Below are 15,968 nucleotides of genomic sequence, written 5' to 3' on the forward strand. Positions count from 1 at the left end.
ATCGGGACTGCCCGATGGCGCGCCGGTCCTAATCTTTCATTGCCAGGCTGGATTACAGCCCGATGGAGCGGTCCGGTCTTACCAGCGTCCGCCGCCACCGCCGTAGCCGCCGCGATCGCCGCCACGGTCACCGCCGCGGTCGAACCCGCCGCGTCCGCCTCCGCCGCCGCTGCGCTCTTCGCGCGGCTGTGCTTCGTTCACCGTAAGCGTGCGGCCTCCGAAATCCTTGCCGTTAAACGCCTCGATGGCAGCGTCGGCCTGGCCATCGTCAACGGTCACGAACGCGAAGCCGCGCGGGCGGCCGGTCATGCGGTCCGTGGGCATATGTACGTCGGACACACCGTACGGTGTGAAAGCGCTCTGGAGGTCGTCTTCCGCTGTGTTGTAGGACAGGTTGCCCACAAAGAGACGTTTGCTCATCCTTCTATCATCCTTCCCAATACATGGCCCAATGAGTGGGCGATTAGTCGCGAGTGGTGTAGTCGAGACCTCGATCTGGGAAGGAAGCGTGCTAGCCCTCGACGGGCTGTGACAACCAATAGCCAGGAGAGTGAGTCTCCTCCGATGAGGCAACCGAAACGGACTGGATCTAATCTGCGGGATCCCGGTAACCGATACGAACCCATCTGGAAGGCGCACCACGCGCACAGCAATATTACCACAGAAAAAACACAAATACAACCCCCTTTGAGCCTCTTTTTTCGGGAGTCCAGTCGTCACGCAGAGCGACCGGGCGCGGTCATTTGCCCTTGCCGCGCGCCATGACGTAGGATGTGCTTGTGATGAGACGCACCCCCCTATTCAATGCCCACGTGACCGACGGCGCGCGCATGGTGGATTTTGCGGGCTGGCAGATGCCGGTCCAGTACGGAAGCATCCTCGACGAAGTCCGCGCGGTCAGATCCGGCGTAGGAGTCTTCGACGTAAGCCATATGGGACAGGTACGCGTGTCAGGCGCCGGCGCGTTGGGCGCCATTCAGCGCCTGCTCACGAATGACGCTTCCAAGCTGGCTCCCGGCCGCGCCCAGTACAGCCTCATGTGCGATGATGGCGGCGGCATTCTGGATGACTTGATCGTATACCGAAGGGATGGCGGCGCCGGCGCGCCGGATTTCCTCATCGTCGTAAACGCGTCAAATCGCGAAACGGATTTCGACTGGATGAGCGCGCGAGGGAGCGGGCCGGATGCTGTGTTCGACGATGTTTCGGACGACTACGCCCTGATCGCGGTCCAGGGCCCGATGGCGGAGGCAACCCTCGCACCGTCGCTCACCGGCTGCGATCTGGCTAAGCTTCCGGCTTTCTCACACGCCGCGGCGGTATTCGGCAGCGCCCCCGTCCACGTCGCCAGAACGGGGTACACAGGCGAGGACGGCTTCGAGATTTTCTCCGCGCCGACCGCCGCGGAGACGATATGGCGGACGCTTCGGGACAGCGGGGTTGTTCCCTGCGGCCTCGGGGCGCGCGACGTTTTACGCATCGAAGCCTCGTATTCGCTTTATGGCCATGAGATCAACCGGGAAACCAACCCCTATGAAGCAGGGTTAGGTTGGGTGGTGAAGCCCTCTAAGGGCGATTTTATCGGGCGCGAGCCGATCGTGGCCGCCAAAGCCGCCGGGCTCACGCGCCGTTTGACGGGCATTCTCCCGGACGACGTGAGGGCGATACCAAGGCAGGGGACGGTGGTTACCACCGCTGCCGGAGCCGGAATTGTGACGAGTGGCACGATGTCGACCACGCTGGATCGTGCCATCGGAATCGCCTATCTGCCCAAGGACGCCGAAGGCGACGTGACGCTGGCAATGCGAGGGAGGGAATTACCCGCCCGGATTGTCGACTTGCCGTTCTACAAGCGCTGCCGCTGAACGGGAATCTCATCCCCAGGAAGGAAATCCACAGCATGAACAACCCCACCGACCTGAAGTACTCCAAAACGCACGAATGGGTGCGCGTGGAAGCCGACGGCACCGCAACGATCGGCATCACAGATCACGCTCAGAGCGAACTGGGCGACGTGATCTACCTCGAACTGCCCGCGATCGGCGCCTCACTGACCCTCGATGAGCCGTTCGGAACGGTGGAATCGGTCAAAGCCGTCTCGGACCTGGTCGCGCCCCTTTCGGGCCGGGTTGTCAGAGTCAATTCCGATCTCGTAGACGCTCCGGAGGCGATCAACCCCGATCCGTACGGCTGCTGGCTGCTCGTTATCGAGGCATCAGCCCTCTCTGAGGCCGCCGATCTCCTCAGCGCCGAGGATTACGCGCTGTTCACCGAGGAGGGCTGACACACCTTGCCGGGATACGTGCCCCATACACCCGAAGACCAGCGCGGAATGCTGGATCGCATCGGCATCGCCGCCATGGATGAGCTGTTTGCGCAGATCCCCGGGAATCTGCGCCTGGCGGCATTGCTGGACTTGCCGCACGGGCTTTCCGAGGCGGAGTCGGTCCGCCACCTGGAAGGGATCGCCCGCACAAATCTCGATTGCGGGCGCGGCGCGTGCTTCCGCGGAGCCGGCGTTTACCGCCACTTCACACCCAGCGTCGTCCCGGCCATCATGGCCCGCGGCGAGTTCCTGACGTCGTACACCCCCTATCAGCCGGAACGCAGCCAAGGGATGCTGCAAACGATTTACGAATTCCAGTCGCTCGTCTGCCGCCTTCTCGGGATGGACGCTGCGAACGCCAGCATGTACGACGGAGCGACGGCGCTGGCCGAGGCCGTGGTTATGGCGAGTTCGATCACGGGTCGAAAGCGCGTCCTGATCCCCGCATCGCTTCATCCTGCTTACTATGATGTCTGCCGGACGTTTGTGCAGGGTCACGGGATTTGCCTGGAAACGGTCCCGCAGACCAACGGGCTCACCGACATCGACGATACGCGTAAGCGCTGCGGGAACGACGTTGCGGCGGTCGTGGTGCCACAGCCCAACTACTTCGGGATGATCGAGGACGCCTCCGGCCTCGCCTCAGTCGCCCACGAAAACGGAGCCCTTGCGATCGCCGTCGTCAACCCGATGTCGATGGCCCTGTTGCCCCCTCCGGGTGAGTGGAAAGCGGATATCGCCGTGGCCGAAGGACAGGCCCTCGGCCTCCCCATGAACTTCGGCGGGCCGCTGGTAGGACTCTTTACGTGCCGCAAGGAATTCGTTCGCCAGATGCCTGGGCGTATAGTCGGCGGAACGGTGGACAGCGAAGGCAAGCGAGCCTATACGCTCACACTCCAGACCCGCGAGCAGCACATCCGTCGGGAAAAGGCCTCGTCCAATATCTGCAGCAACGAAGCGCTCTGTGCGCTGGGCGTGACGATTTACCTGAGCCAACTCGGCAAGATAGGACTGCGCCGGGTCGCGGAAGTCAGCGTGCAGCGCGCCCACGAGGCATTCGAAGCCATTCGGACCGTCCCCGGGTTCGAACCGCTTTTCGACGGACCGTTCTTCCACGAATTCCCGATGCGCTGTCCGGTTCCGGTGGCCGAGATCAACACGAAACTCGCGGAACGAGGCATCATCGGCCCGCAGGACCTCGGCGCGGACTATCCGGAACTCGGGAATGCCGGCGTGTTCTGCTGCACGGAGATGATTTCGCACGAGGACATCGCCGCGCTCGTCGCCACGCTCAAGGAGATCCGCTGATGTTCGACGAACCCACAATCTTTGAGCGGTCGCGTCCGGGACGCTGCGGCATCAACCTTCCGGAGGCGGACGGCGCTGCCCTGGAAACCTTGCTGCCCGGTGTGGCGCTCCGGGAGAACCTGCCGCTGCCGGAAGTCAGCGAGATAGACGTTGTGCGGCACTTCACGCGACTCAGCCAGACGAACTTCGGCATAGACCTCGGCATGTACCCGCTTGGCTCCTGCACGATGAAGTACAACCCGCGCCTCCACGAGCGCGTTGCAGCCCTGCCCGGGTTCGCCGATCTTCACCCCACGCAGTCCGCATCGACCTGTCAGGGCGCCCTGCGCCTCTTGTACGAACTGCAGGGCTACCTGGCCGAAATCGCCGGCATGGACGCCGTGACCTTGCAGCCCGTCGCCGGCGCGCATGGAGAGATGACGGGCCTGCTACTGATCCGCGCGTACATGCGACATCGCGGGGAGACCGCCCGCACGCAGATTCTCGTGCCGGATTCGGCCCACGGGACCAACCCCGCGACCGCCAGCCTCGTGGGGTTCGAGATCGTCAAGATCCCCAGTAACGCGCGCGGTCGGGTTGACGTCGATGCCGTTCGCGCCGCTGTTGGCGAGCGCACCGCCGGCATGATGATGACCAACCCGAATACCCTTGGCCTGTTCGAGGATCAGATTGCCGAAATCGCCGGGATCGTACACGACGCCGGCGGCCTGATGTACGGTGACGGCGCCAACATGAATGCCATCGTGGGCGTCGCGCGTCCCGGCGATATGGGTTTCGACGCCATGCACTTCAATCTGCACAAGACGTTCACCACCCCGCACGGCGGCGGTGGACCGGGCAGCGGCCCTGTCGCGGTGAAGGCCCCGCTGGAGCCATTCCTCCCGGCGCCGCGTGTTCAACGCCTCGACGACGGAACCTACGACTGGGATGCCGGGCGCCCCGAATCGATAGGCCGGATGCACGCCTTCAACGGCAATTTCGGCGTTCTGGTGCGCGCGTACACCTACATTCGGACGCTTGGCCCGGACGGCCTGAAGGCGGTAGCGCAGAACTCCGTTCTCAACGCCAATTACCTCCGCGTGGGGGTCGGCGAAAAGTACCAGATCGCGTATCCTGAACCCTGCATGCACGAGTTCGTCGCGAGCGCCACTGAACAGAAGAAGACCACGGGCGTGCGGACGCTGGACATCGGCAAGCGCCTCATGGACTATGGCTACCACCCTATGACGGTCTACTTCCCGCTCATCGTCCCCGAAGCGATGATGATCGAGCCGACGGAGACCGAAACACGTGAAACGCTGGATGAGTTCGTCGCCGCGATGCACGCTATCGCCGCCGAGGACCCCGAATTGGTCAAGTCCGCGCCGCACACCATGCCGGTGAAGCGGGTCGATGAGGTTCGCGCGGCAAGGGTTCTGGATATCGCGTGGGAGGGGTAAGCGGCTTGCCCGAGGTGGGCCGCCTTCTGCCGGTCGAAACAGCGAACGGCGCGTATCAGATGCACCGGGATGAAAGCCTTCTGGCCGAATGCTCGCTCGGGCTTGCCGGCGCGGGTCCGCGCCTCCCCTACCCCGCGCTGCGGTTCTACCACTGGGATCCCCCCTGCATATCACTCGGCAGAAACCAGGACCTCGCCAACCCCCGCCACGGATTTATCGATCAAGCTTCGGCCGGACAATTGGGCGTGGAAATCGTCCGCCGCCCATCAGGTGGAAGGGCTATCCTTCACTTCCATGACCTGACTTACGCCCTGGTGATGCCCGCGCCGTCGGACGACGTTTCGTCGTCACACCGAACTATCGCGATGGGGCTTGCGGCCGGATTGCGCCTCCTCGGCCTGAGCGTGGATGATGGCCTCTCCATCATGCCGGCGGACCGGAATCCCGCGGATTGCTTTGCCGCCGTGGCGGGCGCCGACCTGCAGGCCACAGGGCGCAAAGTGATGGGAAGCGCGCAGCGGCGCGCGGGCGGCGCGCTGCTGGAACACGGGACGCTGTATCTGGAATCGCCGGAGCCTCTATACAGCGAGGTGTTTGGGCAGCCGTTCGGCGGCGCTGTCATGGCGCTGGACGAAGCATTGGGGCGGCAGGCGACATTCGACGAAGTGGCCCAAGCCCTCCGCCTGGGGTTGGAGGCAGCGCTGGGCGTCGCGTTTCGTCTAGCGTGAAGCGGCAGTCATCGACGTAACGGCCGTCTTCCCGGCGTCGTTGGCCGCATCGATCATCCGGCTGGGCGCGAGGAACGCGAATACCGTGAACAAAGCACAAGCCGCGACGACGATGGCGATCCCGGGCGCTACGTGCAGTTTCCGCGAACCGGGCTCACCCTCCCGCATCCACATGGCAACCACCACCCGCAGGTAGTACCAGGCGCTCACAACGCTAGTGAGGACGCCGACGACCACCAGCCCCGTGTACCCGCGTTCAACGGCGTGCGCGAACAGGTAGAATTTGCCGTAGAATCCCACCGCCGGGGGGATCCCCGCGAGGCTGAACATAAACACGCTCATCGCCAGCGCGAGGCCCGGGTTACGATGGTGAAGGCCGTTATAATCCTCGAACGTATCGTAGTCCCGTCCCTGACGGCTCATCGCGGCCACCACGGAGAAAGCGCCGAAGTTCATCACTGCATAGCACAGCAGGTAGAACAGAATTCCGGGCAGGTCGCCGGCAACGATCCCGATAAGCACGTAGCCGGCGTGAGCAATGCTGGAGTAAGCCAGCATGCGCTTTACGTTGTTCTGGCATACCGCCACGAAGTTGCCGACGATCATCGTGGCCAACGCCATCGACGCAACCAGCGGCTGCCACGACTGGCTGGCTGTGGGAAACGCGAACAGAAGGATCCGCCCCATCGCGCCGAACGCGGCGGCCTTTGTCGCAACGGACATGAACGCCGTAACCGGGGTTGGAGCGCCTTCGTAAACATCGGGCGTCCACAAATGGAACGGCACCGCGGCCACCTTGAACCCCAATCCCACCAGCATGAGGCCTATTCCCGCAGGAAGCATGTAGGGGCCAACGGCCGCCAGTGCTCCGGGCTGGGCAAGCGTGTCTGCGATGACGTTCAGGTTGGTCGTCCCCATGGCGCCATAGATGAAGGCGATGCCGTACAGGAGGAACGCGGAGGAGAACGCGCCGAGCAGCAGGTATTTCAGGCCCGCTTCCTCGGAGCGCTTCTTTGATCTCGCGAAGGCCGAGAGCACGTACAGCGAGATCGAGAACGTTTCCAGCCCAACGAACAGGGTAATCAGTTCCGTTGCCTGCACCATCAGCATCATGCCGCTGATGGCGAACAACATCAGCACATAGTATTCGCCGTGCATCAGATTGCGCTGGGCGAGCCATGTGTGCGATATCCACGCCGTCGCGAGACCGACCGACACAAACAACATGCACAGGAACAGCGCGTAGTTATCCGCGATCAGCTGGCCCGCAATAGGCGCGTCGATCGGCGCGAAAGTCGCGTGGAAGCCATTTCCCCAAAGGCGCAGGCAGGCGAACAAGGCGACGACGAGTCCGCCAATGGTCACGAGCGCCGTGTATTCCTTGCGCTTTGAGAAGGCGTCGGTCATCATGGCTCCCATCGCCGTCAAGACAACGATGGCGATGGGAATAGTGATGCCCCAGTTGACGGAGATGCCGGGCGCGCTCCACAGGCCGACAGGCATTGTGTTCATCGGGCGCTCCCTCCCGGAACGGTCCAGTCAGGGGATACTCTGTCGTGATAGGCCTTCACCGCGTTGGTGACGGTTAAGTGTGTCTTATTGAAAACCGTGTCCGGGTGCACACCAAGCCAGACCATCAGGGCGAGCAGCGGCAGCAGATAAGCCATCTGCCATCGGGACAGGTCCTTCAGCGAGCGCGTCTCTTCGTGGGTCACGGGGCCGTACATCACTCTCTGGAACATCCACAGCAGATAGACGGCCGACAGGATCACTCCCGATGTCGCGAGCACGGTCATCAGCGGATGCGACTGGAATGCGCCAAGCAGGATGGTGAATTCCCCTATGAATCCGTTGAGCCCGGGCAGACCGGCCGATGACAGCACGGCTATCAGGAACACCACGTTCAGGAGAGGCGTAACCTGTGCCACACCACCGTACTCGCGGATCAAACGTGTATGCCGCTGATCGTAAAGTACGCCTACCAGAAGGAAGAGGGCGCCCGTGCTGATACCGTGATTCACCATTTGGATCACGGCGCCCTGCCACGCCTGCGCGTTGAAGGCGAACAGCCCCAGCATAACGAATCCCAGGTGACTCACAGAACTGTATGCCACGAGGCGCTTCATATCCGGCTGTACGGCCGCTACGATTGCCCCATAGATGATTCCGATGACCGCCAGGACAATGAACAGTGTGCTGAATTGCCGGGCCGCGTGCGGAAACAGCGGAAAACAGAATCGCAGAAAGCCGTACGTCCCCATCTTCAGCAACACTCCGGCGAGCATCACGGAACCTGCCGTGGGGGCTTCCGTATGCGCGTCGGGCAGCCAGGTGTGGAGCGGGAATACCGGCACCTTGATGGCGAATGCCAACGCGAACGCCAGGAAGAGCCACGTCTGGACACTTGGGGGAAGGTTCGCAGTGCGGGTAAGGGTTTCGATGTCAAACGTATGCCCCGCCTGGCTCCAGAGCCACATAATCGCGACGAGCATCAACAGGCTGCCGACGAGTGTGTACAGCACAAACTTGATGGTCGCGTAAACCCGGTTTGCGCCGCCATACATCCCGATGAGGAAGTACATCGGGATCAACTGGAACTCCCAGAAGCCGTAGAAAAGGAACAAATCGCGCGCCACGAACACTCCGATGAGCCCGGTCTCCAGCATCAGGATGAAGATCAGGAACTCACGGACGCGATCCTTGATGCTGTTCCACGAGGCCATCAGGCTGATGGGGGTTAGCAGCGTCGTCAAGAGCACGAGGAACAAGCTGATCCCATCTACCCCAATGCTGAAATTCGCCTTGAAAGCGCCCGCGGAAATCCACGGCACGTCAACCTGAAACTGGTAGCCGGACACGTTGGGATCAAAGCCGGTATACAGCCCCAGCGAAACCAGGAACAGGAGGATGGCGCCCGAGAGCGCAATCGTCTTCTGCAATCGAACGTTGGCGCGGGGCACCAGAGCAATCGCCAACGCGAAAAGTAGCGGGCCGACCAGTAATGCTGTGAGAAGGAGGCCTGTCATCTCAGAACGCCCCCTTCCCTACTAACGATACCGGCGGCAATGGCGTCGCGGATCCCTGTGCCGCCGCATGGAGCAGGAGATAGGCGACGATGATAATGGTGCCCACAAGTACACTGAACGCGTAACTCCTGGCGTAGCCCGTGTTCCATTTTCGCAGAATCCTACCGACGATGCTTACCACGCGCCCGATGCCGTTGACAGCGCCGTCCACAATCCGGGCGTCAATCACCTGCCAGAGGAAACCGCCGAACTGCTTTCCGCCCGTTTGAAACACCGCTCCATAGGCTTCATCTACCCGGTACTTCGATGAGAACAGAGCGTAAAGCGGTTTCGGAAGCCCGGACGTTTCGAGGGTGCGCTTGCCGAACAACACACGGGCCGCGAGCATGCCCGATATCGCGACCACGAGTGAAACGGCCGCAAGTGCAAGGTGGCTAACCACCTCCGGGTGGTCCGTCACGATGTGACCGCCGACGGCCGGTTCCAGCCAGCGCTCGAACGAGAGGTTTTCCAGAGTTCCGCGCCACAGGGATGCGACTCCGAACACGCCGGCCACCATGCTGCAGGCAGCCAGCACCCAGAGCACGAAACTCATACCGGGCAGTTCGTGGATCAGTTGGTGCTTTTCATCGGGCAGCGGTTCATACGGCTCGTGCTCGGGTTCCGCCTCGCCCGGGTGCCCGTGACCGTGCTCCGATGCGTATTTCAGGTGCGCCCAATCGATCTTTTCATCGCCCTCGAATGCCAGGAGATATGATCGGGTCATGTAGAGCGCGGTCAGGAACGCGGTCACCAGCCCGATGGCGTAAATGGCGTAGTAATAGCCGCCGCGGTCAAACGCCGCCGCCAGGATATCATCCTTGCTCCAGAACCCCGCGAACGGGAAGATTCCGGCGATGGCGACGACGGCGATCAGGTAGGTGATGCGCGTTGCCGGCATGTATTTCTTCAGGTTGCCCATCTCGCGGACATCGATCCGGTTAGCCAGGCCGTGCATCACCGCGCCGGCGCCGAGGAACAGGCAGGCCTTGAAGAACGCGTGCGTGAAGAGGTGGAATACGCCCGCGGCATACGCTCCGGTCCCCACCCCGATGAACATGTAGCCCAACTGCGAGACGGTGCTGTACGCGAGGATCTTCTTGAGATCGAATTGCGTCATCGCGATCGTTGCGGCCATGAGAGCGGTGAGTGCTCCAATTCCGGAGACGACCATCTGCGTCGTCGGCGAAGCGCTGAACAGCACGTGACAGCGAGCGACCATATAGACACCGGCGGTGACCATTGTGGCCGCGTGAATCAGAGCGGACACCGGGGTTGGGCCGGCCATCGCGTCCGGAAGCCACACGAAGAGAGGTATCTGGGCGGACTTACCCGTTGCCCCGAGGAACAACAGAAGGGTAACGCCCAGCAAGCCTGTATCACCGAGCAAGCTGGCATGGTCGAAGACTTCCGCAAATCTTAACGTGTGGGTAGCGGAAAAGATCCAGAACATCGCGACCAGGAAACCGAAGTCGCCTATCCGGTTCACAATGAACGCCTTCGTGCCGGCGGCGGAGTTCGCCATGTCCTCCCACCAGAATCCGATGAGGAGGTATGAGCACAGCCCCACCCCTTCCCAGCCGATGAACATCATCGGGAAGGACGCGCCCATCACGAGGACGAGCATGAAGAAGACGAACAGGTTCATCAGGCTGAAAAAACGGCTGTAACGCGCATCGTGAGCCATATAGCCCATCGCGTAAAAGTGAATCAGCGCGCCAACACCCGTGATGATGAGCGTCATAGTGACGGAAAGCGGATCCAACAGTAAGTCAACGCCAAGGGTCAGCGACCGCGAACCCGCTTCGGCGCCGGGGATGGTGATCCATTGCCACAGCGTCGTGTCGAACGATCGATCCCCTGCCGCCACGCCAAGCATGGTCCGAAAGACGCCAAGAGCCAGGACGAAGGAAATGCCAATGCACCCGGTGGCGACGGCTCCGACGACCGTCTTTGGGATGCGCTTCCCGGCGAGGCCACAGAAGATGAAGCCCAGCAACGGCAGGAGCGGAATAAGTATAAGCAGAGTGTTCATATATTCGAAGTAGACGGGAATCTGGAGATGGTAGGCGCTAAGCAGTGGCAAGGCGCTTGCGGCCACTGCCTGCTCTCCACTTTCCTCACCATTTCATCACGTTCATCGAGTCCACGTCCACCGTGTGCTCGCGATTCCGGAATATCGCCACGATGAGGCCCAGGCCCACAGCCACCTCGGCGGCTGCCACTGTCATGACAAAGAAGACCATTACCTGGCCGTCCAGATGGCGCCATTGGCGCGAAAATGCCACAAGGGCGAGATTGGCCGCATTCAGCATTAATTCAACGCTCATGTAGATCACCAGCGTGTTTCGCCGCGTGAGAACCCCCACGATTCCGATCGTGAACAGAAAGGCGCTGAGGACCAGGTTCCAGTGCAGTGGGATTTCAGACATTGGTACCTTCCGTTTCGCCGTAGTCGTCCGTGTGGTCGCCTTCGTACCTGCGCCCAAGATACAAGGCCCCGACCAAAGCTGCCAGCAGGAGGATGGAAGTCGCCTCAAACGGCAGCAGGTAGCGGGAGTAGAGAAGGCGACCGATAGACGCTGGATCGCCCATCGGGGTGGGAGTGCCGCCGGAGTCAGGTGGCGCGATCTGGAGCCAGCCCACGGTGACGATGCCGACAAGGAAGGCCGCCGCGGCGATCCAGGCCGCGGGCCGAAGCCAGCCAAGGTGGGGATGAGCGCCTTCCTCTTTGCCGGCGGCAAGCAGCATCACAACGAACAGGAAGAGGACAACGATTGCCCCGGCGTACACGATTAACTGGACTGCCATCAGGAACGGTGCGTTCAGCAGGTAATAGATGACTGCGAGGCTCACGAGGTTCAGGATGAGCCACAACGCACTGTGGACCGGGTCCTTCTGCGTAATCACCATCACCGCGGAGGTAACCGCTACAAAGGCAACAAGTATGAAAATGATGACGGGCGCGCTCACGATGGCTCGATCCTCGGATCCTCACCGGCCCCATGCCGGAATCGCAGGGCTCAGACGGCCTCCAGCGGACTCAGCGGGGCGTTATCCTCCGGCTTGTCCACCAGCAGCCTATCCTTGTGATATATGAAATCTTTACGATCGTAATCGGCGAGTTCGTAGTTTCCCGTCATCACGATCGCGGTTGTCGGGCAAGCCTCAACACAGTAGCCACAGAAGATGCATCGCAGCATATTGATGTCGTAGACCTTCGCATAACGCTCTCCTGGAGAACGCCGGTCCTCATCCGTGTTTTCGGCCGGCTCAACGTAAATGCAGTCGGACGGGCACGCGGCTTCGCACAGCGAGCAGCCTATGCACATCTCCAGGCCATCCGCGTAGCGGCGCAACTGATGCAGTCCGCGGAAACGCGGATACGGAACCCATTTCTCCTCCGGGTAACTGATCGTGACGTTCGGGCGAAATATATGCTTGAACGTCGTCAACAGACCCACGGTGAAACTGAATACCGTGTTCCAGGTTTTCCGCAGCGGCAGCTTAGTGCCGCCGACAACCTTCGCCATTATGTAAACTCTCCGGGCAGGCGCTCGCGAGTGAGCCTTCACTCACGCACCAAAGCCCCAAGACGAATATCTACTAGCCTCTAAACACAACCCATACCGCAGTCATTGCCACCCAACACAAAGCGGTGGGGAGCAGCACCTTCCACCCGAGTTTCATCAGGCGGTCGTAGCGCAGACGCGGCCACGACGCGCGAATCCAGACATAAACGAACATGAAGACGGCCGTCTTCAACAGGAACCATACGAGCCCGATGATCGGGATTTTGTCCACCAGCGGACCGTGCCACCCTCCGAGGAATACCGTAACGGCAAGCGCGGAGAATGTGATCATATTCACATATTCGCCCATATAGAACAGCGCGAATTTGAAGGACGAGTATTCCGTATGGAATCCGGCAACCAGTTCCTGCTCCGCCTCCACGAGATCGAACGGAGCGCGGTTCGTCTCCGCGACCATACAGATCAGAAAGATGACGAACGCTGGGAACTGTTTCCACCAGAGCCCGCTGAAGCCGACGATCTCGTCGGGGCGAAGGGTGCCGGTGTATATCAGGACACTGACGAGGGCCAGCCCCATCGACAATTCGTAACTGATCATCTGCGCCGAAGAGCGGATGCCGCCCAGCATGCTGTACTTGCTGCCGGAGGACCACCCAGCGAGAACGATGCCATATATACCCAGCGACGCCACGCACAGCAGGAACAGGAAGCCGATGGGCACGTCCGCCCCGATATGCAGCGGAATCGTGTAGCCGAACGCCTGGATGTCCGGCCCGAACGGAATGATCGCAAACGCGAGAAGGGCGGCAATCAGCGAGATCATCGGCGCGATCACGAATACCGCCTTATCGGCGTTGGCCGGCGTGAGGTCTTCCTTCATCGCAAGCTTCAATCCATCCGCGGCCGGTTGAAACAAGCCAAACGGGCCGCAGCGGTTCGGGCCGATGCGTACCTGGATGGTTGCGATGAGCCGGCGCTCAAACCACGTCATAATGGCGAAGCCGCTCAGGAGCCCCACGGGCACCAGGATGATCTTGACCAGAAGTATGAGTATATTGATCAGCATTGGGTTGGTTGGGAACTCGGCGGAATCAGTCCGCCTTCCGGGCGATTCGAACCCGCTGAGTCTCGCGAATGGCGCTGGTGAGGGTGTTCACTCGGAAGGATGCGACCTTGTTCGGAATGAAGACCGTTCCGGGCGATACCTTGTCACCCACTCGGGCCGGCAACTCCACCACATCAAACTCCGACGACACGGTGATCGTGTCCCCATCGGCGATCCCGGCGCTGGCGGCGTCGTGCCGCGAAACATCCACCCAGGGAGCCGGCTCAATCTCAGCGAACGCGGATGTCTCTCGGGTCAGTGGACCGTTGTCAAACAGCAGGTCACCGGTGAGAAGGACCAGCGGCAAGGCCGCGCTTCCTTCTGAAGGCACGTGCGGCGCCGGCGGCACGGGGTGCACGGGCGGCCTGCGGTCATCCACCATCACGCCCGTGTCCGGGATGGACCCCGGAACCGCGCCCTGATACTCGGGCACCGCGCGCGCAATCTGACGCGTGACGTCCTCGACTGTTTTCACCCCGGGATCTCCGCCGAGGGCTTTCAGCAAGGCCGCGCATATCTCCCAGTCCGGACGTGCACCGCCCATGGGGTCGATCGCCTTTGAGAAGAACTGGATGCGACCCTCAAGGTTCGTGAACGTTCCCTCGCGTTCGGCAAAGGCCAGCGCCGGAAGGACCACATCGGCACGGGCCGTCAGTTCGGACTTGGCGATATCCTGAACTACCAGGAACGGCACCGTATCAAGCGCCTTGTTGACCAGCGCCGCGTCCGGGAAGTTGGCCAACGGATCAGTGCCCATCAAATACAGAACCTGCATGTCTCCCGCGAGCGCCGCCTGAAGCATCCGGGTTGCGTTCATACCGGGGCGCGGAACGGGGAGCCATCCCGGGCCGTGATCGGGCACGGCGCCGAGGTCATACGCGCCGCGTGTATTATTGTTCGAATGCAGCAATCCGAAGCGGGCCCCCGGAACGGAATCCATCAGCGCCCAAAGCGCCTTGACGATGTCGGCGCCGTCCGTTTTCCGGGTTACGCGTGGACCGGCCACGAGTACAAACCCGCCCCTCAGGTCAGCCGCCAACTCCTGAAGCGCGTCAGGTTGAACCCCGGTCAGGCCGGCCCCCGCAACGCTTACATCCGCGGCCCCGAGCATCGCGGCCAGGCTCTCCAGAAGCAGTACGTCCGCGCCGGCCTGATAGCGGACAAGACGGTCCGCGAAGCCATCCGCCTCGGAGCCGCGTTCATCGATGATGATGAGCCTGGTGCCGCTGAAATGCGCATGGTGGGCGCGGAGCCAAACCACCGGTGCCTCCTCACGCGCATCGCAGGCGAACAGCACGACGGTCTTGGCGCGCTCGATCTCTTCGAGCGGAAGCCCGGTGCCGGGGATCAGGGACGATGGGAAAACGGCGCCCTCGCGGTGGTCGATGTTGTTTGTCCCGACCCCGTCGCGCGCCAGTCGTTGGAACATGAAAATGTCCTCGTTGGACACCTTCTGGCTGCCGAGGAATCCGATCGACTCGGCGCCGTGCGAACGCTTCGCCGTTTCCAGCGCCTGCGCGACAGAGGACAGCGCCTCCTGCCACGAAATGGGCACCAGCCTATCGCCCCGGCGCCCCATCGGCGTTTTGAGCCGATTGCCGCTGTTGACGTAATCGAGGCCGAACTTGCCCTTGTCACAGGTCCATGAGACATTGACATGGACGTTTTCGCGCGCAACGATGCGCACCAGTTCGTTCTGCCGCGTGTAGTTGGTGATGTTGCAGCCGACGGCGCAGTGAGGACAGATGCTCGGCGTTGCGTCCATCTCCCACGGGCGGGCCACCAGGCGGAACGGTTCGCTTGTCAGCGCGCCGACGGGGCAGACTTCGGTCGTGTTGCCGCTGAATTTGCTCTCGAAAGGCCCGCGCGCGAAGGTGGTGACACTGGTGGACGCGCCACGTCCGAAGAAATCGATGGCGTGGTCGCCGGACCATTCCAGTCCGAACCGGATGCACCGCTGGCACTGGATGCAGCGATCCATATCGCGCGCCACAAGCGAACCCATGTCGTAATCGACAAAATGCCGCTTTGTCTCACTGAACAGGCTGTGCCCACGTCCGTGGCCGAAGGCATTGTTCTGAAGGTCGCACTCGCCACCCTTGTCGCACGTCGGACACTCCAGCGGGTGATTGGCGAGGAGAAAACTCACGATGCCTTCCCGCCAGCCGCGAACTTCGACGGACGATGCGTCCACGACCATCCCCGGCGAGACCGTAGCCGTGCAGGAAGCGACCGGCTTGGGGACCTTCTCAACCTTCACAAGGCACTGCCGGCAGCCGCCAAACGGCGACATGTGCTTGTGGTAGCAGAACGACGGCACATCGACGCCAACGCTTCGGCACGCCTCAATGAGCAGCGTGCCCTTGGGAACGCTGATCTCCTTGCCGTCGATCACGCAGGTTACCATCTCCACTTGTGTTGTGGTTTCTGTCATATTACCGTGTCAAGTCAGAATCCTGAGAGC

Annotated in this window: 14 protein-coding genes; 5 read left to right on the forward strand and 9 right to left on the reverse strand. The window is 61.7% G+C overall.

Annotated elements, in window-relative coordinates; translation table 11 throughout:
* Positions 1-78: 78 nt before the first annotated feature.
* Positions 79-420, reverse strand: coding sequence for an RNA-binding protein (locus VGM51_13950; protein ID HEY3414139.1), 342 nt, complete (start codon positions 418-420; stop codon positions 79-81).
* A gap of 362 nt (positions 421-782) precedes the next feature.
* On the opposite strand from VGM51_13950, the gene gcvT reads away from it, so the two are divergent.
* From gcvT to VGM51_13975, 5 genes are read left to right on the forward strand one after another with little or no spacing between them, the layout of a single operon-like run.
* Entirely contained in the window at positions 783-1,865 is a 1,083-nt protein-coding gene (gene gcvT, locus VGM51_13955) for a glycine cleavage system aminomethyltransferase GcvT (GenBank protein ID HEY3414140.1), read from the forward strand.
* 35 nt (positions 1,866-1,900) lie between these two features.
* Entirely contained in the window at positions 1,901-2,284 is a 384-nt protein-coding gene (gcvH, locus tag VGM51_13960; protein HEY3414141.1) for a glycine cleavage system protein GcvH, read from the forward strand.
* 6 nt (positions 2,285-2,290) lie between these two features.
* Positions 2,291-3,634, forward strand: a complete 1,344-nt coding sequence (gene gcvPA / locus VGM51_13965) for an aminomethyl-transferring glycine dehydrogenase subunit GcvPA (GenBank protein ID HEY3414142.1) — start codon at positions 2,291-2,293, stop codon at positions 3,632-3,634.
* Positions 3,634-5,073, forward strand: a complete 1,440-nt coding sequence (gcvPB, locus tag VGM51_13970) for an aminomethyl-transferring glycine dehydrogenase subunit GcvPB (protein ID HEY3414143.1) — start codon at positions 3,634-3,636, stop codon at positions 5,071-5,073. The genes gcvPA and gcvPB overlap by 1 nt, the downstream gene beginning before the upstream one ends.
* Positions 5,074-5,087: 14 nt before the next feature.
* Positions 5,088-5,801, forward strand: coding sequence for a lipoate--protein ligase family protein (locus VGM51_13975; GenBank protein HEY3414144.1), 714 nt, complete (start codon positions 5,088-5,090; stop codon positions 5,799-5,801).
* On the opposite strand, the gene VGM51_13980 is transcribed toward VGM51_13975, so the two are convergent.
* The 8 genes from VGM51_13980 to nuoG form a co-directional block, all read right to left on the reverse strand.
* Complete coding sequence (locus VGM51_13980) at positions 5,793-7,313, reverse strand: NADH-quinone oxidoreductase subunit N (protein HEY3414145.1); 1,521 nt, start codon at positions 7,311-7,313, stop codon at positions 5,793-5,795. The genes VGM51_13975 and VGM51_13980 overlap by 9 nt on opposite strands.
* Entirely contained in the window at positions 7,310-8,827 is a 1,518-nt protein-coding gene (locus VGM51_13985) for an NADH-quinone oxidoreductase subunit M (protein ID HEY3414146.1), read from the reverse strand. Before VGM51_13985 ends, VGM51_13980 begins: the two co-directional genes overlap by 4 nt.
* Position 8,828: 1 nt before the next feature.
* The gene (gene nuoL / locus VGM51_13990) at positions 8,829-10,967 is read right to left on the reverse strand and encodes an NADH-quinone oxidoreductase subunit L (protein HEY3414147.1); all 2,139 of its coding nucleotides are present in this window, start codon (positions 10,965-10,967) and stop codon (positions 8,829-8,831) included.
* A 19-nt stretch (positions 10,968-10,986) separates the two neighbouring features.
* A complete protein-coding gene (gene nuoK / locus VGM51_13995) occupies positions 10,987-11,298 on the reverse strand; it encodes an NADH-quinone oxidoreductase subunit NuoK (GenBank protein HEY3414148.1) in 312 nt (103 codons plus the stop codon).
* On the reverse strand, positions 11,291-11,839 hold the full coding sequence (locus VGM51_14000) for an NADH-quinone oxidoreductase subunit J (GenBank protein HEY3414149.1): 549 nt from the start codon (positions 11,837-11,839) through the stop codon (positions 11,291-11,293). Before VGM51_14000 ends, nuoK begins: the two co-directional genes overlap by 8 nt.
* A gap of 50 nt (positions 11,840-11,889) precedes the next feature.
* The gene (nuoI, locus tag VGM51_14005; protein HEY3414150.1) at positions 11,890-12,399 is read right to left on the reverse strand and encodes an NADH-quinone oxidoreductase subunit NuoI; all 510 of its coding nucleotides are present in this window, start codon (positions 12,397-12,399) and stop codon (positions 11,890-11,892) included.
* A 73-nt stretch (positions 12,400-12,472) separates the two neighbouring features.
* Positions 12,473-13,465, reverse strand: a complete 993-nt coding sequence (gene nuoH, locus VGM51_14010; GenBank protein ID HEY3414151.1) for an NADH-quinone oxidoreductase subunit NuoH — start codon at positions 13,463-13,465, stop codon at positions 12,473-12,475.
* A gap of 25 nt (positions 13,466-13,490) precedes the next feature.
* Positions 13,491-15,938, reverse strand: a complete 2,448-nt coding sequence (gene nuoG, locus VGM51_14015; protein HEY3414152.1) for an NADH-quinone oxidoreductase subunit NuoG — start codon at positions 15,936-15,938, stop codon at positions 13,491-13,493.
* Positions 15,939-15,968: the final 30 nt, after the last annotated feature.

The sequence above is a fragment of the Armatimonadota bacterium genome (genome assembly GCA_036504095.1).
Lineage (GTDB): Bacteria > Armatimonadota > DTGP01 > JAKQQT01 > JAKQQT01 > DASXUL01.